This is a genomic window from Ureibacillus galli (assembly GCF_014836845.1).
Classification (GTDB): Bacteria; Bacillota; Bacilli; order Bacillales_A; family Planococcaceae; genus Ureibacillus; species Ureibacillus galli.
Genome location: NZ_JACSQA010000003.1, coordinates 106,503 through 127,658, shown reverse-complemented (window position 1 = coordinate 127,658; position 21,156 = coordinate 106,503). Strand labels below are relative to the sequence as shown.

At 35.9% G+C, this 21,156-nt stretch carries 24 protein-coding genes; all 24 read left to right on the top strand.

Annotated features, from left to right (window positions below):
• Positions 1-2 precede the first annotated feature (2 nt).
• The 24 genes from fliI to H9636_RS03665 all read left to right on the top strand — a co-directional run bounded on the left by fliI (position 3) and on the right by H9636_RS03665 (position 21,156).
• Positions 3-1,328, top strand: a complete 1,326-nt coding sequence (gene fliI / locus H9636_RS03780) for a flagellar protein export ATPase FliI (RefSeq protein ID WP_191706307.1) — start codon at positions 3-5, stop codon at positions 1,326-1,328.
• Entirely contained in the window at positions 1,328-1,777 is a 450-nt protein-coding gene (gene fliJ, locus H9636_RS03775; RefSeq protein ID WP_191706306.1) for a flagellar export protein FliJ, read from the top strand. Before fliI ends, fliJ begins: the two co-directional genes overlap by 1 nt.
• Positions 1,778-1,781: 4 nt before the next feature.
• On the top strand, positions 1,782-2,375 hold the full coding sequence (locus H9636_RS03770) for a MotE family protein (protein WP_191706305.1): 594 nt from the start codon (positions 1,782-1,784) through the stop codon (positions 2,373-2,375).
• Positions 2,376-2,405: 30 nt separating this feature from the next.
• Positions 2,406-3,707 (top strand): flagellar hook-length control protein FliK, encoded by a 1,302-nt coding sequence (locus tag H9636_RS03765; RefSeq protein WP_191706304.1) that lies wholly within the window; start codon positions 2,406-2,408, stop codon positions 3,705-3,707.
• A 3-nt stretch (positions 3,708-3,710) separates the two neighbouring features.
• Complete coding sequence (gene flgD, locus H9636_RS03760; protein ID WP_191706303.1) at positions 3,711-4,373, top strand: flagellar hook assembly protein FlgD; 663 nt, start codon at positions 3,711-3,713, stop codon at positions 4,371-4,373.
• A 29-nt stretch (positions 4,374-4,402) separates the two neighbouring features.
• Positions 4,403-4,768, top strand: a complete 366-nt coding sequence (locus H9636_RS03755) for a TIGR02530 family flagellar biosynthesis protein (RefSeq protein ID WP_404817736.1) — start codon at positions 4,403-4,405, stop codon at positions 4,766-4,768.
• 113 nt (positions 4,769-4,881) lie between these two features.
• Positions 4,882-5,847 carry a flagellar hook-basal body complex protein gene (locus tag H9636_RS03750; RefSeq protein WP_191706301.1) on the top strand — a complete coding sequence of 322 codons (966 nt, stop codon included), beginning with the start codon at positions 4,882-4,884 and terminating at the stop codon, positions 5,845-5,847.
• 70 nt (positions 5,848-5,917) lie between these two features.
• Positions 5,918-6,142 (top strand): flagellar FlbD family protein, encoded by a 225-nt coding sequence (locus H9636_RS03745; protein WP_191706300.1) that lies wholly within the window; start codon positions 5,918-5,920, stop codon positions 6,140-6,142.
• On the top strand, positions 6,129-6,560 hold the full coding sequence (fliL, locus tag H9636_RS03740; RefSeq protein WP_191706299.1) for a flagellar basal body-associated protein FliL: 432 nt from the start codon (positions 6,129-6,131) through the stop codon (positions 6,558-6,560). The genes H9636_RS03745 and fliL overlap by 14 nt, the downstream gene beginning before the upstream one ends.
• A 46-nt stretch (positions 6,561-6,606) precedes the next feature.
• Positions 6,607-7,602 (top strand): flagellar motor switch protein FliM, encoded by a 996-nt coding sequence (gene fliM, locus H9636_RS03735; protein ID WP_191706298.1) that lies wholly within the window; start codon positions 6,607-6,609, stop codon positions 7,600-7,602.
• Positions 7,595-8,818 carry a flagellar motor switch phosphatase FliY gene (gene fliY / locus H9636_RS03730; protein WP_191706297.1) on the top strand — a complete coding sequence of 408 codons (1,224 nt, stop codon included), beginning with the start codon at positions 7,595-7,597 and terminating at the stop codon, positions 8,816-8,818. Before fliM ends, fliY begins: the two co-directional genes overlap by 8 nt.
• 19 nt (positions 8,819-8,837) lie before the next feature.
• Positions 8,838-9,200, top strand: coding sequence for a response regulator (locus H9636_RS03725; protein ID WP_122970367.1), 363 nt, complete (start codon positions 8,838-8,840; stop codon positions 9,198-9,200).
• A 4-nt stretch (positions 9,201-9,204) separates the two neighbouring features.
• Positions 9,205-9,885 carry a flagellar biosynthetic protein FliO gene (locus H9636_RS03720; RefSeq protein WP_225230058.1) on the top strand — a complete coding sequence of 227 codons (681 nt, stop codon included), beginning with the start codon at positions 9,205-9,207 and terminating at the stop codon, positions 9,883-9,885.
• Positions 9,885-10,550 carry a flagellar type III secretion system pore protein FliP gene (fliP, locus tag H9636_RS03715; RefSeq protein WP_191706296.1) on the top strand — a complete coding sequence of 222 codons (666 nt, stop codon included), beginning with the start codon at positions 9,885-9,887 and terminating at the stop codon, positions 10,548-10,550. Before H9636_RS03720 ends, fliP begins: the two co-directional genes overlap by 1 nt.
• 12 nt (positions 10,551-10,562) lie before the next feature.
• Complete coding sequence (fliQ, locus tag H9636_RS03710) at positions 10,563-10,832, top strand: flagellar biosynthesis protein FliQ (protein ID WP_191706295.1); 270 nt, start codon at positions 10,563-10,565, stop codon at positions 10,830-10,832.
• Between the two features lie 4 nt (positions 10,833-10,836).
• Complete coding sequence (fliR, locus tag H9636_RS03705) at positions 10,837-11,613, top strand: flagellar biosynthetic protein FliR (RefSeq protein WP_191706294.1); 777 nt, start codon at positions 10,837-10,839, stop codon at positions 11,611-11,613.
• A gap of 1 nt (position 11,614) precedes the next feature.
• Positions 11,615-12,703 (top strand): flagellar biosynthesis protein FlhB, encoded by a 1,089-nt coding sequence (gene flhB, locus H9636_RS03700; RefSeq protein ID WP_191706293.1) that lies wholly within the window; start codon positions 11,615-11,617, stop codon positions 12,701-12,703.
• Between the two features lie 21 nt (positions 12,704-12,724).
• Entirely contained in the window at positions 12,725-14,758 is a 2,034-nt protein-coding gene (gene flhA, locus H9636_RS03695; protein ID WP_191706292.1) for a flagellar biosynthesis protein FlhA, read from the top strand.
• On the top strand, positions 14,755-15,897 hold the full coding sequence (gene flhF / locus H9636_RS03690) for a flagellar biosynthesis protein FlhF (RefSeq protein WP_191706291.1): 1,143 nt from the start codon (positions 14,755-14,757) through the stop codon (positions 15,895-15,897). Before flhA ends, flhF begins: the two co-directional genes overlap by 4 nt.
• Positions 15,897-16,769, top strand: coding sequence for a MinD/ParA family protein (locus tag H9636_RS03685; RefSeq protein WP_191706290.1), 873 nt, complete (start codon positions 15,897-15,899; stop codon positions 16,767-16,769). The genes flhF and H9636_RS03685 overlap by 1 nt, the downstream gene beginning before the upstream one ends.
• Positions 16,770-17,924 carry a protein-glutamate methylesterase/protein-glutamine glutaminase gene (locus H9636_RS03680; RefSeq protein WP_191706289.1) on the top strand — a complete coding sequence of 385 codons (1,155 nt, stop codon included), beginning with the start codon at positions 16,770-16,772 and terminating at the stop codon, positions 17,922-17,924.
• Positions 17,925-17,939: 15 nt separating this feature from the next.
• Entirely contained in the window at positions 17,940-20,021 is a 2,082-nt protein-coding gene (locus H9636_RS03675; protein ID WP_191706288.1) for a chemotaxis protein CheW, read from the top strand.
• 27 nt (positions 20,022-20,048) lie between these two features.
• Positions 20,049-20,492: a chemotaxis protein CheW gene (locus H9636_RS03670; RefSeq protein WP_191706287.1), complete on the top strand. Its 444-nt coding sequence runs from the start codon at positions 20,049-20,051 to the stop codon at positions 20,490-20,492.
• A 31-nt stretch (positions 20,493-20,523) separates the two neighbouring features.
• Complete coding sequence (locus H9636_RS03665; protein WP_191706286.1) at positions 20,524-21,156, top strand: chemotaxis protein CheC; 633 nt, start codon at positions 20,524-20,526, stop codon at positions 21,154-21,156.

Sequence of the window (21,156 nt, the reverse complement as noted above, 5' to 3'; positions counted from 1 at the left end):
GGATGAAAGCGGCTCAATTAATAAAGAAAATTCCAAATGTTGAAACATTCAAGAAATTTGGTAAAGTCAACCGAGTTGTAGGATTAATGATTGAGTCCCAAGGTCCTGAAAGTTCCATCGGAGATGTTTGTAAAATTCATGTAAATTCATCTAAAAACGGACACCAAGTTATTTTAGCTGAAGTAGTTGGCTTTAATAATGAATTTGTCATTTTGATGCCCTATACATCCATCCGAGAAATTTCAATTGGTTGTCTTGTAGAAGGGACTGGTAAACCACTTGAAATTAAAGTAGGCCCCGAACTAATAGGAAAAGTATTAGATTCGATGGGGAATCCATTTGATGGATCGAACCTACCGAAAGGGTTAGTCACTGTTCAAACGGACAAAGAACCACCAAATCCGTTAACAAGACCACCAATACATGAACAGCTTGAAGTAGGCGTGAAGGCAATTGACGGTATGTTAACTGTTGGGAGTGGTCAGCGTGTCGGAATATTCGCTGGATCTGGTGTTGGGAAAAGTACGTTGCTCGGAATGATTGCTCGTAATACGCAAGCCGATATTAATGTCATTGCTCTAATAGGAGAACGGGGACGGGAAATTCGAGAATTTATCGAAAGAGATTTAGGTGAAGAAGGATTAAAACGTTCGATTGTCGTTGCAGCTACGGGTGATCAACCTGCTTTAATGCGTATAAAAGGTGCATTTACTGCGACAGCTATTGCTGAGTACTTTCGAGACCGGGGATTAAATGTCATGTTAATGATGGATTCCGTTACACGGGTTGCAATGGCTCAAAGGGAAATTGGCTTAGCAACAGGAGAACCACCTGCCCAGAAAGGATATACCCCTTCCGTTTTTTCCATACTTCCAAAACTATTGGAGCGTACAGGTACTAATTTAAATGGGACGATTACAGCTTTTTATACTGTATTAGTTGATGGAGACGACATGAACGAGCCAATTGCCGATACGGTACGAGGAATACTTGATGGTCACATTGTTTTAGATCGATCATTGGCAAATAAAGGTCAATATCCTGCTATTAACGTCTTAAAAAGTGTAAGTCGTTTAATGAATCATATTTCACATCCTGAGCATGTAAAAGCGGCGGAACGATTGAGAGAGCTCTATTATACGTATGCAAAATCAGAAGATCTAATCAATATTGGAGCATATAAAAGAGGTACATCAAAGGAAATAGATGAAGCCATTCAATATGAGCCACTTATTACGAACTTTTTAAAACAAAGTTATAAAGAAAAAGTTTCACTTCAACATACTGTTAATGAAATGATAACTTTATCAAATGGTGGTGGGAAGTAATGGTTCAATATACATATCGTTTTGAGAAAGTTTTAACTTTACGGGAACAAGAAAAACAACAAACGGAAATAGCATACAAAGAATCGGTAAGAGACTTTGAAGAAGTGGCTACAAGATTATATGAATTACTAAAGAAAAAAGAAGATTTAATTACTTATCAAAATGAACGGCTAACAGTTGGGGCAACGATTGATGAAATATACCATTTTTCAACTTTCATCGATAGTCTAGAACATACGATAGCAGACGTTCAAAAGAAAGTGGTTCAAGCACGTGCCAAAATGAATTGGCATGAACAAAAGTTACTGGAAAAAAATTTAGAAGTACGGAAATTTGAAAAAATGCGTGAGAAAGATTTTGAAACGCATAAGATTCATGAAGAGCGAATGGAGATGCTTCAATTAGATGAACTCTCCTCTCTTCAGTATTTTAAGAAAGAAATCAGGTGATTTCATGGCAAAAGAAAAAGTGAATAAAAACAAAACAAATCAACAAATAGAAGAAAAATCCCCTGGTATTTTTCAAAAATTATTTTATTTAGTTTTTATTCCATTGTTATTTGTTATTGCGATTTTACTAGGGATTGCTTCTTTTACGAATTTTAATGTCTTTGAAAAAGCATCAGAACTCATCGATTCATTTAAGTCAGAAGAGGTTTCAACTGAAGAGACAACAAAAAATTATGATCAAAAAATTGTTGAATTGGAAGCACAAGTGAAGGAAAAAGAGGCGGAAATTGAACAGCTTCAATCCCAGTTACAAACAGCAAAAGATGAAAAACAAACCGACGAAGCTGAAAAAGAACAGTTAAAATATGAAATTGAAAAGTTACAACGGGAACAAAGTGAGACCCAAAAGGAATTTGACGATATTTTAAAATCCTATGAGGAAATGTCGGCGAAATCGGCAGCGCCAATTATTGTGGAAATGAATGATGATGAAGCGTTGAAGATTTTATCGAATATGCAACCAGAAACGTTATCAGCAATTCTATCAAAAATGGAACCAGCTGATGCGGCTCGCTACACGGAACTATTATCGAAATAATAAGTACCTGTAGATGAAGGAGGTGAAACAATGAATATTGGAATAATGCAGCTTACAAATCCGACAAAGAGTTCGAATTTGACTCCGTCAGTATCATCTAAATCATCAACTGTTACCCAATCCGAAGTGACAAAGAATGATAGCTTTGGTGATATATTTCAAAAAGCAGTTTTATCTTCAACAGAGGAGAGTACCCCAAAGGAAGGGACAGAATCTGTTGACTTACAAAAGATAGCTGAATTATTAGAATCCCAATCTCCTAATGAGATATTAGATTTGTTAGGAATTTCCCATGATGAGGGGTTATTAATGGTTCAAACCGGTGAAGATGGAAAAGCGGTAGCGATTGACGAACTGATGAATTTAGAGGATTTACTTTCTGTATTAAATATCGATGAAAATGAATTGGTAGAGGTTATGCAACAAGTAACAGGGAATGACATGTCTGACACTAACAATCTATGGAAGTTAATAGACACTGTAGTAGAGGAAGGTCCAGTGCTCATTCAACAATTAATAGCTGCAATCCAAGGTGAACATGAAGTTACATCGAAACAAGCCGAAAAATTATTACAACTATTAAAATTAACTGAAGTCGTTGGTAGGCATTCCGATTTGCTAGGAGTTCAATCAAATAAAATGACTCAATTGACGGAAGCGTTGAAATTGTTCAATCAACAAGTCCATGATCAGGTTATTAAAAAGCCTACAAACCAGACTTTGACGACACAAAAAGTAGAAACATCTGTAACGAACAATGTGTCATCTGAAGGATTTGAACAGGTTGTTAAACAAGTGAAAAATGCTCAAAATCATGAATCTGCTCAAAGCTCGATTTCAACTATTACAACAACAACGAATAGTACTAAAACCTTCAATATTCAACTTCCTGTGGAAAAGGGAGCTCAATCGGAGGCTTTAGGAAAAGAAATTCAAAATTTAATAAACCGAAGTCAATTTTCTAATAATCAAGGAACAATGAAGTTATTATTAAAGCTTTATCCTGAAAATTTAGGCTCCATTCGAATAGAACTGATGCAACAAGATGGTGTTTTATCTGCTAGATTACTAACATCAACGGCAATCGGTAAAGAACTGCTTGATAGCCAGCTGCATCAATTAAAAACAGCCTTTGCTCAACAAAATATTCAAATGGATCGAATTGATATCGCTCAAAGTTTGCAAGAAACGGACCGCAACGCTCGCGATCAAAATCAATTCGGAAACCTGTTTAAACAGCAACAATCTGAACAAGAGGATATGGAACAGGACGAACAAGAAGAGCAAGATAAAAAGTCCTTTCAAGATTATTTAATAGATGAGGAGGTGTAACAAATGGCTACTAAAGGTATTACAAATGATTACTATTTAACACCAACCCCGACAACGAAATATAGTGAAACGGGTGATAATTCGAGTCTAGGTAAAGACGCCTTTTTAAAAATTTTAATCACCCAATTACAAAACCAAGATCCAACCCAACCGATGGATGATAAAGAATTTATTTCACAGATGGCCCAATTTTCTTCATTAGAACAAATGCAAAATATGACGACCGCAATGGAAGACTTATTAATGTCTCAAATTCAAACGCAATTGATGTCATATACAACGTTTATTGGAAAAGAAGTTAAATGGCATGAGATTACAGATAAAAAAGATGAAGAAGGTAATTACATCATTAATGAAGGTACAGGTGTTATTAATGAAATGAAGTTTGTTGATGGACAAGCAGTCTTCATATTAGATGATGGGAAAGAAATTACAGCTGGTAATATTTCATCTATCTTAAATACGGATTCGACTTCAAGTACTGAAGAGGAGAATCCATTAGTCAAAGCAAGTAAATTAATTGGACAAACGATTCAATATTCATCAAATGGGGAAACGATTCAAGCGAGAATCGAATCAGTTACAACGAATAATACGTTAATTGAGTATATTTTAAATAATGGCCAAAGATTGCAAAGAGATGAATTTGAATTGATAAATGAATAAGGTTGGTGATAAAGGTGAATCGTATTGGAATTCAACACTTGCCATTACAACCAACAGTTCAAGTTCCGCCTACAAATACAGCTTCGGCCAAATCTAAACAATCTTTTATAAGCCATTTACAAGAAGCAGCTACAAGCAATCGAGAGCTGAAAATTAGTAAACATGCTAATGAAAGATTAACAGAAAGAAATATTCAAATTTCTGAACAAGAATGGCGAGTTGTATCGGACAAAGTTTTTGAAGCCCGTGCAAAAGGTGTGAATCAACCGTTAGTCTTGATGGAGCAAGCTGCGTTGATTGTAAGTGCAAAAAATGCAACAGTTATTACAGCGATGGAACGCACAGAAGCAAAGAACCAATTGTTTACAAATATTGATGGAACAATTGTACTTTAAACAATAGGCTGGACCGAATTAGTTTTTAACTAATGGTTAGGGATGCCTAGTGTTGCTGAATGACAGAAGCAACACATTAAATTAATTGGAAAACGAGAGGAGAACAATTACTTATGTTACGTTCTATGTATTCAGGTATTTCTGGTTTAAAAAACTTCCAAACAAAGCTTGACGTAATCGGGAACAATATTTCAAACGTAAATACATACGGTTTCAAAAAAGGGCGTGTCGTATTTAAAGATTTAATTTCACAAACGACTGCTGGTGCATCTGGTCCTACGGGAACAACAGGTGGTACGAATGCGAAACAAATCGGTCTAGGGGCGCAAATTGCTGCGATTGACACGATTCATGGAACTGGCTCCCTTCAAACAACTGCAAGAACGCTGGACCTAGCTATTTCAGGTGACGGTTTCTTTATGGTAGGGGATTCCACACAAGCACCAAATGCGGATGGAGAAATAGCAGCGGATTCTGGATTTAATAATGTCCTATACACACGTGCAGGAAATTTCTATATGGATCGTAACGGTTACTTAGTAAATTCAGATGGTAAATATTTAGTAGGTGTATCAAATGACCAACTTTATGATCAAGTGGTAGAAGATTCTGTAAGTTATGCAGAAACGGATAAAGCGGAGGCAACTGCTGCAATTGGGACTGATAGTCTTTATGAAGGCGGTGCAATCGATGTAGATGGTTACGGACCAATTAAAGTTCCAACAAATGCACAATCGATGAGTATTGGACAAGATGGTACCGTTACATATGTTGATGTAAATGGTAAGCTTCAATTTGCTGGACAATTATTATTGGCAAAGTTCCCAAATGCCGGTGGTCTTGAAAAAACGGGGAATAACTACTACCAAATGACACAAAACTCTGGAGATCCAAGCGTACAAATAGCTACTCAACAAGGTATTGGAGCGATTGCATCTGGTGCATTAGAAATGTCAAACGTAGACCTTTCAGAGGAATTTACGGAAATGATTGTTACACAACGTGGTTTCCAGGCGAACTCTCGTATTATTACTACTTCCGATGAGATTTTACAAGAACTTGTAAACTTAAAACGTTAAAGATAGAATACTAATTTCATTGTAAAGGAGGGTCGGGCCGGTACTCTTCAAAAGACCCGGCCCCATTTCAATGATTGAATTGACAAGATTGAATGGTAAACCTTTTTCATTAAATGCTTTATACATAGAATCAGTGGAAGCTTTTCCTGACACAACGATAACGCTCACGACCGGGCGTAAATTTATTGTGTTAGAAAGTGAGGAAGAAATACGAAATAGAGTAGCTCATTTTTATAGAAATATCCAAGTATTATCCAACCCCCATTTACGAGGTGATAACGATGAAGAAAAATAAGTTATTAACCATAATGCTTATTATATTAGTAACAATTACGTTAATAGGAGTTGTTTTGTTTGTCTTATTAACACAGTTGAATAAACAAACAGCTGAACCTGAAGAGCCTTCCATTGATGAAATTTTGGAGGCAGCTGTGGATGTTCCGGAGTTAACGACAAACTTGGCTGACAATAGTGTTGTCAGATTATCTCTTAAAATCCAAACAGATAGTAAAGAAGCTGCGGAAGAACTAACGAAAAGAGATTTCCAAACGAAAAACTTAGTGATTGAGCAGCTTTCAGAAATGAAAAAAGAAGATTTAAACGGGAAGCAAGGGAAAGCAACCTTTGAATCGACAATAAAAACCCAAATAAATGAATTGATGCAAGATGGTGAAGTTCAACAAGTTTACATTACCTCCTACATCATCCAGTAAATGGGATTCAATTGAACTATGTAAATCTTGAAATGGAGGTGGGCAAATGGCAGGAGATGTTTTATCCCAATCCGAAATTGACGCGCTGCTCTCAGCAATATCAACGGGTGAAATGTCAGCGGATGACATGAAAAAGGAAGAAGAAACAAGAAAAGTGAAAGTTTACGACTTCAAACGTGCTCTTCGTTTTTCGAAGGATCAAATCCGAAGTTTGACCCGAATACATGAAAACTTTGCGAGATTATTAACGACATATTTTTCAGCACAGTTAAGAACATATGTGCAAATTACCGTTGCATCAGCTGACCAAATTCCATTCGAAGAGTTTGTAAGGTCAATTCCAAATATGACTTTAATCAATGTATTTGAAGTACCACCATTAGATGGTAATATCTTAATGGAGATTAATCCGAATATCGCATACTCCATGTTGGATCGTTTAATGGGTGGTAGTGGTTCAAGCTATAGTAATGTCGACAATTTAACAGAAATAGAACAAAAAATTATGACGAGCTTATTTGAACGCTCCTTTGATAATTTGCGGGAGGCTTGGGGGACTATCGCAGAAATAGACCCTGTTCTCGTTGAACTTGAAGTCAATCCGCAATTTTTACAAATGGTTTCACCAAACGAAACGGTCGTTGTGATTTCTTTAAATACGATTATAGGGGAAACAACAGGTATGATTAACATTTGTATCCCTCATGTTGTTTTGGAACCTATTATTCATAATTTGTCTGTTCAATATTGGATGCAATCGAATACAAAAGAAGCTTCCCCTGAACAGTCTCAAATGTTAGAAAAGCGAATCAAACAAGCGGAGTTACCGGTAATCGCTGAACTTGGTACAACTCATATAACGGTGGAGGATTTCCTTTATATGAGTAGAGGAGATATTATTCAATTAGATCAAAAAATAGACGAACCTCTTATTTTAAAGGTTGGAAGTATTCCTAAATTTACAGTACAACCTGGAAAACGAAACAAAAAAATGGCAATCCAAATTATCGACCCTTTGGAAGGAGGAGACGAAGATGAGTGATGGTATGCTCTCCCAAGAAGAAATTGAGGCATTATTAAGGGGCGAATCGTTAGACGATAACGACTCTGCAACTGAAACTACTACAGATGGGACACCACTTCGTGTTGAAGACTACTTAAGTTCAATTGAACAAGATGCTTTAGGAGAAGTAGGGAATATATCCTTTGGAAGTTCAGCAACTGCCTTATCTGCCTTATTAGGTCAGAAAGTAGATATTACAACTCCTGTCGTTTCAATGATTAATAGAAATCGATTAGAAGAAGAATTTCCACAACCATACGTGGCGGTACAAGTGGAATATACAACAGGTTTGTCAGGGATGAACTTATTGGTCATTAAACAATCTGATGCAGCGATTATTGCTGACTTGATGCTTGGTGGCGATGGTTTAAATCCAAATCAAGATATGAGCGAAATTCAATTAAGTGCTGTACAAGAAGCTATGAATCAAATGATGGGTTCTGCAGCAACTTCAATGTCAACCGTATTCAATAAAAAGGTAGATATATCACCACCGACTATCGATATTTTAAATATTCCTCAAAATGAAGGAAATGAACGAATACCGGATGAAGATCTTTTAGTGAAAGTGTCATTTAGATTAAAAATTGGAGAATTAATCGATTCAAACTTAATGCAATTATTCCCGCTTCAATTTGGGAAGAAAATTGTTAAAACATTATTGAATGAGGAACCAGAAGAATCTGTTAGTCAACCTCAAGTACAGCAACAGGTTGTACAAGAAGCACCAGCTGTTGCTGAGCAGCAGCCAGCAATGCCACAACAACCTGTTTCTCAGCAGCCGCCTGTTTATCAACAACAAGCAGCTACAACTTATCAGGAACCGGCAAACTATGGCTATGGGATGCCACCTTATCAGCCACCGCAACAGCCGGTTAATGTACAACAAGCTCAATTTGCATCCTTTGAGAATGCGAATATGACACAACATGAAGCTCGCAATTTAAATATGTTACTAGATATTCCTTTACAAGTAACGGTTGAACTAGGCCGTACGAAACATTCTGTAAAAGAAATACTACAACTTGCTTCAGGTTCAATTATTGAATTAGATAAATTAGCAGGTGAACCAGTAGATATTCTAGTAAACAGTCGCTTAATTGCGAAAGGTGAAGTGGTTGTAATCGACGAAAACTTTGGAGTTCGAATTACGGATATTATGAGCCAAAGCGAACGATTAAATCATTTAAAATAGAAATTTGGAGGGAATTTATATGTCTAAAAAAATATTAATAGTTGACGATGCTGCATTCATGCGTATGATGATTAAAGACATTTTGACAAAAAACGGTTTTGAAGTAGTTGGAGAAGCTGCTGATGGTGCACAAGCGGTTGAAAAATACAACGAATTACAACCAGACTTAGTAACAATGGATATTACAATGCCGGAAATGGATGGAATAGCAGCTTTAAAAGCGATCAAATCTGCTGACCCAAAAGCAACCGTTATTATGTGTTCAGCGATGGGACAACAAGCAATGGTTATTGATGCGATTCAAGCAGGTGCGAAAGACTTTATCGTAAAACCATTCCAAGCTGATCGTGTAATTGAAGCAATTCAAAAAGCATTAGGTTGATCGTATGAATGGAAAAAAATTAGCAAAATTTCGGATATTGATTCCTATCTTAATGGTATTCCTGTTTATTACACCAGCGAATTTTGCCAATGCAAGTCAAGGTAATCAAATGATTACAGACGAATGTTTACAAGATCCTGACCTTTGTGATGATTCAAAGTCATCTGCCGATGAAGAACAATCTGATTCGGCAGATGTTGGATTGGGAGTATGGGAATACTTTAAAATGTTAATCTGCCTAATATTTGTGTTGGGGTTACTTGTATTTGTCTTAAAATTTATTAATAAAAAAAGTAGTACTTATCAACAAAACAGTCTTGTTCGCAATATTGGTGGAATTTCAGTTGGACCACAAAAGTCCGTTCAACTCCTCCATATTGGTGATAAATTATACATAGTTGGTGTTGGTGAGGATGTTCAACTTTTAAAAGAAATTCACGATGAAGAAGAAGTTCAACAATTGGTGCAATATTTTAATGAAAAACAAAGCTTTGTTTCAACTAAGCCTTACATTTTGGAGTTAGTAAATAAGTTGAAAAGTAATAAACGAGAAGCGGAATCCACAGATGGTGATCAATCGATGAACAGCAATTTCAAATCTTTGTTAAATAAACGGTTGAATGAGATTAAACAAACTCGTCAGACGGAGTTGGAAAAATGGAAGGAAAAGGAGAAAGATAAATAATGGAAGATTTTATTTCATTCTTTTCTGAAAGTGATCCAACGAATGTTTCCACTTCAGTTAAATTACTTTTAGTTTTAACCGTTTTATCGTTAGCACCAAGTATTCTGATATTAATGACATCCTTTGCGCGGATCGTAATCGTTCTATCCTTTACGAGAACGGCATTAGCAACTAACACATCGCCGCCAAACCAAGTAATTATAGGATTAGCATTATTTTTAACGTTTTTCATTATGGCACCAACATTCCAAGAGGTAAATGAACAAGCTTTACAGCCATTATTTAATGAAGAAATTGGATTAGAAGAGGCCTATGACCGAGCCTCCTTACCTTTTAAGGAATTTATGGCCGAACATACGAGGCAAAAAGATTTAGAGTTGTTTTTAGATTACAATGAGGCAGAACGACCAGCTTCGGTGGAAGAGATTCCGTTAACAATGCTTGTCCCGGCCTTTGCTTTAAGTGAAATAAAAACAGCTTTTCAAATAGGGTTTATGATTTTTATTCCCTTTATAGTGATTGATATGGTAGTAGCTAGTGTCCTTATGTCAATGGGGATGATGATGTTGCCACCAGTTATGATATCGCTACCGTTTAAAATATTATTATTTGTTTTAGTAGATGGATGGTATTTAGTCATCAAGTCTCTACTTCAAAGTTTTTAGGGGATGATACGAATGAGCCAAGAAATGGTCATTGCAATTGCAGAGAGAGCTATATGGATTGTCCTTATCGTTTCAGGACCATTGTTACTGATTGCGCTTATTTCAGGTTTGATTGTCAGTATATTCCAAGCAACAACATCAATTCAAGAGCAAACTTTATCTTTTGTACCGAAAATTGTCGCTGTCTTAGTGGCTATTATTTTTTTCGGACCTTGGATGATTTCTCAAATGACAGCATATGTTACTGACATTTTGAACAATTTGACTCGATATATAGGGTGATGAAATGACAGAAATTATCCCTAAATTATCAGTCTTGTTGTTAATTTTAGTCAGAGTATCTGCTTTTTTTGTGTCAGTCCCTTTTTTTTCGTATCGTACGATTCCTCCACAGTTGAGAATTGCCCTAGCATGTATATTATCGTGGATGATTTATTACACGATGAGTGCGGAAGCTATTCCGATTGATGGAAATTACATATTACTCGTTTTAAAAGAAGCAATTATTGGGTTAATGATTGGGCTTATTGCTTATATAATTCTCTCAGCCGTTCAAATTGCAGGTGGTTTTATTGACTTTGAAATGGGTTTTGCGATGGCTAACATTATCGATCCGCAAACAGGAGCCCAAACACCATTAATGGGTCAATTTTTAAATTTTTTAATTTTGTTTGTGTTACTTTCCATTAATGGACACCACCTCATTTTAGATGGGATTTTTTATAGTTATCAGTTTATGCCAATCGACCAATTTTTTCCGAATTTCGGAGATGAAAATACGGTGGAATTTATTATAAAGGTGTTTGCTTCGGTATTTGCCATCGCCTTTCAAATGTCAGCACCTATCGTTGCTACTTTATTTTTAGTGACATTAGCTTTAGGGATTACAGCTAAGACGGTTCCCCAATTAAATATTTTTGTTATTGGGTTTCCGGTCAAAATTGCCATTGGCTTTCTTGTGTTGATTGTTTCACTCGGAGTAATGATTGAGGTAATGGAAAAATTAGTAGAATTAATGATACTTTCAATGCGAGATTTAATGCGATTGTTAGGTGGTGCTTAATTTGAAGTTATTACTCCCATTAGACATTCAGTTTTTTGCTGGTGAAAAGACGGAAAAAGCAACACCTAAAAAGAGACAAGATGCTAGGAAAAAAGGACAAGTACTAAAAAGCCAAGATGTATCAGCAGCATTTGTACTATTAATTCTTTTTCTGTTTCTATATATGTTTGCGCCAACTATGATTGAAAGTATATTCGGCTTCCTTAACCAAGCCTTTCAAAAAAATATGCTCATCGAATCGTTAACAGTGGAAACGGTAATGAAAATGTATTCGGATTCTTTAAAAGAGATGGCAAAAATACTATTACCTTTTATGTTAATCGCAGTAGTCGGGGCAATAGCAGCGAACTATTTACAATTTGGTTTTCTTTTTACAATGGAAAGCATGAAATTAGATTTAAAGAAAATTGATCCGATAAAAGGAATTAAACGAATTGTTTCAGTTAGAGCCATTGTAAATCTATTAAAATCTCTATTGAAAATATCATTTATCGGGACTGTAACGGCGGTTGTTATTTGGATGAACTTAGAAGTGGTTCTATCTTTATCGTTCCAGAGCCCATGGGATACTTTGACTACCGTTGCAAAATTAACGGGTATGATGGGTATTGCAGCTTCTATTACTCTTGTACTCATTGCACTGTTTGACTATTTCTATGAAAAATATGAATATGAAAAACAATTAAAAATGTCTAAACAAGATATAAAAGATGAATACAAAAATTCTGAAGGTGACCCTAAAATAAAATCAAAAATTAAGCAACGTCAACGAGAAATGGCCATGCGAAGAATGATGCAGGAAATCCCAAATGCAGATGTTGTGATTACAAACCCAACCCACTTCGCCATTGCTTTAAAATATGATGAGCAAAACATGGAAGCACCTACAGTTGTAGCAAAAGGAACAGACTTTATCGCTCAAAAGATTAAATTAATCGCAAAAGAAAATGATGTAGTCATGGTTGAAAATCGTCCGTTAGCTCGGGCGATGTATGATCAAGTGGAAATTGGACAACAAGTTCCAGAAGAATTTTTCAAAGCAGTTGCCGAAATACTTGCGTACGTATACCGTATTAAGCGCAAAATTTAAACCATAGTAGGAGGGAAAAACATGAAGATTCGCGACTTAGGGGTACTAGCTGCAGTAATAATGATTGTAGCCATGCTCATTATCCCTCTACCGACATGGTTATTAAGCTTTTTAATTATTATTAATATCACGTTATCTTTACTCGTTTTATTAGTAACAATGAATATGAAAGAAGCATTAGACTTTGCCATATTCCCTTCAATTATTTTGTTGTTAACATTATTCCGATTAGGATTAAGTATTTCGACAACTCGTGCCATTTTAGCGAATGGGGATGCGGGGGATGTTGTTGAAACTTTCGGTGAATTTGTTACAGGTGGGAATGTATTAGTCGGTTTAGTCATTTTCATGTTGTTAGTCATTATAAACTTCATCGTTATTACAAAAGGTTCAGAACGTGTCGCTGAAGTGGCAGCACGTTTTACTTTAGATGCAATGCCTGGTAAGCAAATGAGTATTGATGCGGATTTGAATGCCGGGATGATTTCTGAAAAAGAAGCGAGAGAACGCCGAGAAAAAGTTTCGAAGGAATCGGATTTTTACGGAGCAATGGATGGTGCAACGAAATTTGTTAAAGGTGATGCTATTGCGTCCATCATTATGGTATTTATCAATCTGTTGTTTGGTATTATCATCGGGATGCTTCAGCTTGATTATTCTTTAACAGATGCTGCATCTCATTTTTCTAAACTAACAGTCGGTGATGGTCTTGTTGCGCAAATTCCAGCATTATTAGTTTCTACAGCAACAGGTATTGTCGTAACCCGTGCAGCGTCAGATGGAAATTTAGGAGAAGATATTACAAAGCAATTGTTTGCTCAATCGAAACTTCTTTATATTGCGGGAGGAACAATCTTCCTTTTAGGTCTATTCACACCAATTCCAGATTGGATTACAATTCCTATCGCACTTATTTTAATCGGTGGAGCTTATATGATTAATAATAAGAAACAAGAAGATCCAGAAGAATTGCTAGAGATTGAAGAAGAAGTGGCGACGGATACAATGAAGAGTCCTGAAAATGTAGTCAATCTATTAAATATCGATCCAATTGAATTCGAATTTGGTTACGGATTAATTCCATTAGTGGATGCAGCTCAGGGTGGCGATTTGTTAGACCGAGTTGTTATGATAAGACGGCAATTAGCTTTGGAATTAGGAATAGTCATTCCAGTTGTTCGAATACGTGATAATATTCAACTTCAACCAAATGAATATCGCATTAAAATTAAAGGAATTGAAATGGCAAAAGGTGAGCTTTTATTAGATCATTATTTAGCTATGAGTCCAGGTGAAGATGATTCCATCGATGGAATCGATACAATTGAGCCTTCTTTTGGTCTTCCTGCAAAGTGGATTACAGAGAAAACGAAAGAAGACGCGGAAATGCTTGGTTATACAGTCGTAGATCCACCAAGCGTTGTATCTACTCATTTAACGGAAATTATTCGTGCGAATGCCCATGAATTACTTGGTCGTCAAGAAACAAAACAACTTGTTGATCATTTACGTGAAAATTATCCAATACTTGTAGACGAATTAACACCAACACCATTATCAATTGGTGAAATTCAAAAAGTGTTAGCAAAACTTTTAAAAGAAAATGTTTCGATTCGGAATTTACCAATCATTTTTGAAACATTAGCGGACTATGCGAAATTAACAAGTGACCCAGATGTATTGACGGAGTATGTTCGTCAAGCTTTAGCTAAACAAATAACGTCCCAATATGTTTCAGGTGGTCCAAATTTAAAAGTGATAACAATTCCTGGTAAATTGGAGAAATTAATCGCAGATAGTATTCAACAAACGGATCATGGAAATTATTTAGCAATGAATCCCCAAGATTCCCAGGCAGTTTTAGAAGCAATTGCTAAAGAAGTTGAGAGAGTGTCCTATATGGAACAATCTCCAATCATTCTATGCTCACCAGGAATACGGATGTATTTAAGACAACTAACAGAACGTTATTTCTCCCAAATACCGATTTTGTCCTATAACGAATTAGATGCCAATGTGGAAATTCAAAGTGTTGGAGTGGTGAATGTAGAATGAAGATGAAAAAATATACAGCACCTTCAATTGCAGAAGCGATGAAATTAGTACGTGCGGACTTAGGTGAAGATGCCGTCATTATTAATTCAAAAGTTGTTGTGACAAAAAAATTATTTGGCCTCTTTAAACAAAAGAATTTTGAAGTATTAGCTGGGGTGGATCAGGTGGAATTGAAATCAAACTCTTCGATTTTACCTGATTTACCAGTTCAAACGAAGAATTTTACAGCGGCGGTACAACCTTTGCAAGAACAAGGTGGCGCCACGATATCGAATGAGCTAAAAAATGAAATAGCAGATTTAAAAACTATGTTGCAGTCAATGCATAGGCATACGGTTCATTCTGATCTACCGGAGCATGTTGTGCCCTTTATTGATTTTTTAAAACGTCAAGAGCTTAACGGAGAGCTCATCACGGCAATTAGTGATGAGCTTTTTGTGCACCAAAAACATTCTAATCAAGCATTAACAAAGCAACAAATGAAAGAGATTGCAACGAATACCCTACGGAATCAGTTATCTGACTTACCGATGGGCGGTCTCTCCTATGAAAGGAAATATATCAATGTATTAGGACCAACGGGTGTAGGGAAAACAACGACGATTGCGAAAATGGCTGCACGTTCAGTTTTAGAAAAAAAGAAAAAAATAGGTTTTATTACAACGGATACTTATCGTATAGCGGCTATTGAACAATTAAAAACCTATGCTAATCTTCTACAAGCACCGGTTGAAATTGTTTATAACGATAACGATTATAAGGCTGCCATTGAGAAGTTCGCCCATCTCGATTTAGTGTTTATTGATACTGCAGGACGGAACTACAAAGAAGCGAAATATGTAGATGAATTGAAAAAAATGATTAATTTCGATGAGGAAGTTGAATCTTATTTAGTCCTTGCTTTAACCGCAAAAGAAGGGGATATGGATACAATTACGCAACAGTTTAATGGGATTAATATAGGTAAATTTATCTTCACAAAAATAGATGAAACAAATTCTATTGGAACTATGTTCAATTTAATGATTAAATATAATAAAGGACTTGCTTACTATACGAATGGACAAGAAGTACCAGAAGACATGGAAGAAGCTAATCTTGAAAAAGTCCTAGAATTGTTCTTTCAAGGAGAATTTTAATGAGAGACCAAGCTGAGAAGTTAAGAATGAAGATGCTGGAAAGTCAAGGTGCTTTAGGAAGGTCCATAGCTGTAGTTAGTGGGAAAGGGGGCGTAGGTAAAAGTAATTTTTCTACCAACTTTGCGATTAATCTTGCCGAATTAGGAAAAAAGGTTGTCGTGATTGATATGGACATAGGAATGGGGAATGTTCATATTATCGTAGGTAAAACGGCCCGATATAGTTTGAAAGATTACTTGTTCGGTGAAGTTTCCTTGGAAGAAGTCATATATGAAGGACCACATAACTTGCAATATATATCAGGCGGTTCAGGTATGTCTTCCATCATAGAATGGTCAGAAGAAATGTTCGACGGTTTAATTAGTGCCTTTGAACAATTACAAAAGTCCTTCGACTATATTTTATTTGATATGGGTGCCGGCGCAACTAGTTGGTCTTTGGATCTATTAACTTCTATTGATGAAATTATTGTTATTTCAACAGCAGAACCAACTGCTATAACGGATGCCTATTCGATGATGAAGTTTATCCATTTAAGAGATCAAAGTAAAACTTTTTACTTATTGTGTAATCGAGCCTTCTCAAAAGAAGAAGGGGTTGAAACGTTGAGCAGATTGGAAAATACGATGATGAAATTTTTAAATAAACAAGTTTCTATCTTAGGTTCGTTGCCTGAAGATCCATCTGTAAGAAAAGCTGTTCGAGAACAGGTCCCTTTCTCTATTTCTTACCCGAATAGTCCTATTGCTACAACTTTAAAAGTAATGGTTCAACAATTTGTAGATCGTCAGATGACAGAAGTACATGGTGAATCAAAGACTACTACATTTTTATCGAAATTAAGAAGTATTTTTTCGAAAGGGCGTGATTAATTGGAATTCTCAACAAAAAGCAAACTATTAATAGTAGATGACTCTGCTTTTATGAGAAAGCTAATTAGCGACTTTTTTGCAGATAATCTAAATGTTGAAGTGGTCGGTACAGCTCGTAATGGAAAGGACGCCATTCAAAAAATTCAATCTTTGAAACCAAATGTTGTGACGATGGATGTAGAAATGCCAGAAATGAATGGTTTAGATGCATTGAAAGAAATCATGAAGCTTTGCCCGGTTCCAGTTATTATGCTATCGAGTACAACAAAGCGTGGTGCTGAGACGACTTTAAAAGCGATGGAAAATGGAGCAGTAGATTTTGTTGCGAAACCAAGTGGGACAATCTCTCTCGACTTACATAAAGTAAAAGAAGAGTTAGTACATAAAGTAGAGCAAGCGGTACATGTTTCCATTGCTAAATTAAAAAAGCCAATTGGACAACTAAATACGTCAGTAAGTAATTCAAATCTTGTAAAACGAGAAACGACTTTTCGTACATCAACGATAACTCTACCAAAATTAAATGAAAGAATAAGAGAAGTTGACGTATTGAATCAAAACAAACAACCTTTGAATCAGCCGAAAAAAATACTGCTAATTGGTACGTCAACGGGTGGTCCACGTGCTTTACAAGAAGTCATTACAAAAATACCAAAAACGATAAAAGCACCTATTTTAATCGTTCAACATATGCCGGCAGGATTTACAAAATCCCTTGCAGATCGTTTGAATCAATTAAGTCAAATAAGTGTAAAAGAAGCTGAACATGGTGATCAACTGCAAGATGGGGTTGCTTATGTAGCTCCAGGTGGTTATCACTTAAAACTAAGAAAAGTTGGTTCAACTTTTGAAATTGTTCTAGACAATGAAGAACCACCCCGTTCGGGCCATCGACCAGCTGTAGATGTCATGTTCGAAAGTGTTAGTAAAATTAAAGATTTTGACAAAGTAGCGGTTGTCATGACGGGTATGGGATCAGACGGTTCAAAGGGTTTAATCGATTTAAAACAAAATGGAAATGTAATTGCAATTGCGGAGTCAGCTAATACATGCATTGTGTACGGTATGCCAAAAGCTGCTGTAGAAACACAACTTGTCGATGAAATAGTAGATGTCGACGATATTGCTCAAACGATTATGAAATATATGCCTTAGAGGGAGTGTTTTCTAGTGGAACTAAATCAATATTTAGAAATGTTCATCGAAGAAAGTAAAGAACATTTACAATCATGCAGTGACAATTTGTTAGAGCTTGAAAAAAATCCGGAAGACATCACGATTGTAAATGAAATTTTTCGTTCAGCCCATACGTTAAAAGGGATGTCCGCAACAATGGGATACGAGGATTTAGCTGATTTAACCCATAAAATGGAGAATGTTCTAGATGCCATTCGTAACGAAAAAATACGAGTTACTCCTGAAATTCTAGACGTTGTTTTTGAATCGGTTGACCATTTGGAAGCAATGGTCCTAAATATTGCCGACGGTGGAGATGGTAAAAGAGATGTTTCGAACACTGTTGCGAAATTAAAAAGAATTGAATCTGGTGAGCCAGTTCAAGAAAATGAAGCTGTTTCTTCTATTGAATTAGCTGCTACCGAAGTAGTGGCAACAACTATAGTAGAACAAGATAGTCCCCAATTGGAATATGACAGTTTTGAAAAGACCGTTATATTGCAATCAACCGAACAGGGATTCAGTGCTTACGAAATTTCGGTCACATTACGGGCGGATTGTTTATTAAAAGCAGCCCGTGTATATATGGTTTTTGACATATTAGAAAAAAACGGTGATGTTGTGAAATCAAGACCAACCGTTGACAAATTAGAAGAAGAACAATTCGATCAAGATTTTAAAGTAGCATTAATTACCCAAACGAGTGTAGATGAACTACATAGTAAAATTTTAAAAGTATCTGAAGTTGAAAAAGTTACGATTACTCAATTAACGAAGGATAAATTAGTTCAGGCAGCTTCTGAAGAAGTTGCAACTACAATAGAAGAAGTTCATGTAAATGAAAATCCAATTGTTTCTCAACAAAAAGGTCAAACAGAATCTGCTAGTCAAAAATCTACTGCACCTGCAAATGCGAAACATGCAACGAGTAAAACAATTCGTGTAAGTATTGAACGACTGGATATTTTAATGAATTTATTTGAGGAATTAGTAATTGATAGAGGAAGACTTCAATCGATTTCAACGGAAGTGAAACATCCAGAATTAAATGAAACAGTTGAGCGGATGAGTCGCACGATGGGCGATTTACAAAATATTGTGTTAACAATGCGGATGATTCCGATTGAAACGGTATTTAATCGATTCCCGAAAATGGTTCGTACATTATCACGCGATTTAAAGAAAAAAATCAATCTAGAAGTAATTGGTGCTGAAACAGAACTTGATCGTACAGTAATTGATGAAATTGGTGACCCACTTGTCCATTTAATTCGAAACTCCGTTGATCATGGTATTGAAAGTCCAGAAGTTCGTCGTGCTAATGGGAAACCAGAAGAAGGTAATGTGACGTTACGTGCCTACCATAGTGGAAACTACGTGTTCATTGAAATTGAGGACGATGGTGCCGGTATTAATCGTGACAAAGTATTAAATAAGGCAATTTCAAAAGGGATTGTTACGAAGGAAGTTGCATCGACTCTATCTGATAAACAAATTAACGAGCTAATTTTTGCATCTGGCTTCTCGACGGCTGATGTCATTTCTGATATTTCAGGACGTGGTGTAGGACTTGATGTTGTGAAAACAACAATTGAATCATTAGGTGGAAATATTTCAATTGAATCGACTCAAGGCGTAGGGTCAACTTTCTCGATTCAATTACCTTTAACGTTATCGATTATTTCAGTCATGTTAGTGGAAATTGAACAAGAAACTTATGCAATCCCATTATCATCAATCATCGAAACTTCTATTATTAAAAACAGTGATATTTTAAATGCTCATAACCAAAAAGTAATTGATTTCCGTGGTAAAGTCGTACCGCTTATCTTCTTGGATGAAATATTTGAAGTTCCAAGAAATGAACAAATCAATCAAGATTTCCATTCAGTAGTCATCGTTCGTAAAGGTGAAAAACTTGCAGGATTAGTAGTAGATTCCTTTATCGGTCAACAAGAAATCGTTCTGAAGTCTTTAGGTAACTACTTAACAAACATATTTGCTATTTCCGGGGCGACTATTTTAGGAAACGGTAAAGTAGCATTAATCGTTGATTGTAATGCGTTAATGAAGTAATGAAGATGAATGAAAGAGGTGTTGGTTATGAACGCTGTTGAACAAGAGATATTAAAGGTCATAGTTTTTCAATTAGGAGATAAGGAATATGCTATTCCTTTATCAAATGTACAAGGAATTGAAAAGTTAATGCATATTACACGGGTCCCAAAAACCGCAAAGTATGTAAAAGGGGTTATTAATTTACGTGGAGTAGTAACCCCAATCATTGATTTACGGGAGCGATTTGGAATCCCGGTTTCTGACAACGAAGAAACAACTCGTATTATTATTATTACGACGGATGAAATGGAAGTTGGCTTTGTAGTAGATTCAGCTAATGATGTAATCGATATCCCTGTCAGCTCTATTGAACAACAACCAGAAGTAGTCGGATCCAACGAAGTAGATTTTATCTCTGGTGTTGCAAAATTAGAAAATCGATTATTAATATTATTGCATTTAGATAAAGTGTTAAATCCAGCAGACTAGATGATGTTTCAGTTAAAAGTGGGGAATAACAATGGGTCAAATTGAAAAAATTACGTCACTGCACTTAGATATCCTAAAGGAAATCGGTAATATAGGTGCTGCGCATGCTGCCACATCCCTTTCTGAGCTATTAAGAAAGAAAATCGATATGCATGTGCCTAAAGTGGAAATGGTCTCATTTAATGACATGATGGAACATGTTGGTGGCGCTGAAACAGTAGTTGTTGGGATTTATCTTCGTATAGAAGGTGATGTGCAAGGTAGTATGTTTTTCATTCTACCTATTGCACAAGCAAATCGATTTATTCAACGATTAATAAATGATCCACAATTCAATTTTAACAATCATCCTATATCAGAAATTGGTTTATCGGCAATGCAAGAATTAGGAAATATATTATCTGGTTCCTATTTATCGGCATTGTCCGATTTTACTCGCTTAAATATTTATCCGACTGTTCCAGGTTTAAGCGTCGATATGTTTGGAGCAATTATTAGTATTGGACTAATCGAAATTTCCGAAGTAAGTGATCAAGTTATTGCTATTAATACTTCTATTTTTGAGGAAGATATAAAGCATCGAAATGAAGTTCAAGGACATTTCTTCTTATTACCAGATCCTGAATCTTTTGCAACGATTTTTAAATCTTTAGGAGTTTCATAA

Excerpts from the sequence above, each read along its gene's own strand:
- fliI (WP_191706307.1), top strand. The coding sequence starts at position 3 with ATGAAAGCGGCTCAATTAATAAAGAAAATTCCAAATGTTGAAACATTC.
- fliJ (WP_191706306.1), top strand. The coding sequence starts at position 1,328 with ATGGTTCAATATACATATCGTTTTGAGAAAGTTTTAACTTTACGGGAA.
- H9636_RS03770 (WP_191706305.1), top strand. The coding sequence starts at position 1,782 with ATGGCAAAAGAAAAAGTGAATAAAAACAAAACAAATCAACAAATAGAA.
- H9636_RS03765 (WP_191706304.1), top strand. The coding sequence starts at position 2,406 with ATGAATATTGGAATAATGCAGCTTACAAATCCGACAAAGAGTTCGAAT.
- flgD (WP_191706303.1), top strand. The coding sequence starts at position 3,711 with ATGGCTACTAAAGGTATTACAAATGATTACTATTTAACACCAACCCCG.
- H9636_RS03750 (WP_191706301.1), top strand. The coding sequence starts at position 4,882 with ATGTTACGTTCTATGTATTCAGGTATTTCTGGTTTAAAAAACTTCCAA.
- H9636_RS03745 (WP_191706300.1), top strand. The coding sequence starts at position 5,918 with ATGATTGAATTGACAAGATTGAATGGTAAACCTTTTTCATTAAATGCT.
- fliL (WP_191706299.1), top strand. The coding sequence starts at position 6,129 with ATGAAGAAAAATAAGTTATTAACCATAATGCTTATTATATTAGTAACA.
- fliM (WP_191706298.1), top strand. The coding sequence starts at position 6,607 with ATGGCAGGAGATGTTTTATCCCAATCCGAAATTGACGCGCTGCTCTCA.
- fliY (WP_191706297.1), top strand. The coding sequence starts at position 7,595 with ATGAGTGATGGTATGCTCTCCCAAGAAGAAATTGAGGCATTATTAAGG.
- H9636_RS03725 (WP_122970367.1), top strand. The coding sequence starts at position 8,838 with ATGTCTAAAAAAATATTAATAGTTGACGATGCTGCATTCATGCGTATG.
- H9636_RS03720 (WP_225230058.1), top strand. The coding sequence starts at position 9,205 with ATGAATGGAAAAAAATTAGCAAAATTTCGGATATTGATTCCTATCTTA.
- fliP (WP_191706296.1), top strand. The coding sequence starts at position 9,885 with ATGGAAGATTTTATTTCATTCTTTTCTGAAAGTGATCCAACGAATGTT.
- fliQ (WP_191706295.1), top strand. The coding sequence starts at position 10,563 with ATGAGCCAAGAAATGGTCATTGCAATTGCAGAGAGAGCTATATGGATT.
- fliR (WP_191706294.1), top strand. The coding sequence starts at position 10,837 with ATGACAGAAATTATCCCTAAATTATCAGTCTTGTTGTTAATTTTAGTC.
- flhA (WP_191706292.1), top strand. The coding sequence starts at position 12,725 with ATGAAGATTCGCGACTTAGGGGTACTAGCTGCAGTAATAATGATTGTA.
- flhF (WP_191706291.1), top strand. The coding sequence starts at position 14,755 with ATGAAGATGAAAAAATATACAGCACCTTCAATTGCAGAAGCGATGAAA.
- H9636_RS03685 (WP_191706290.1), top strand. The coding sequence starts at position 15,897 with ATGAGAGACCAAGCTGAGAAGTTAAGAATGAAGATGCTGGAAAGTCAA.
- H9636_RS03670 (WP_191706287.1), top strand. The coding sequence starts at position 20,049 with ATGAACGCTGTTGAACAAGAGATATTAAAGGTCATAGTTTTTCAATTA.
- H9636_RS03665 (WP_191706286.1), top strand. The coding sequence starts at position 20,524 with ATGGGTCAAATTGAAAAAATTACGTCACTGCACTTAGATATCCTAAAG.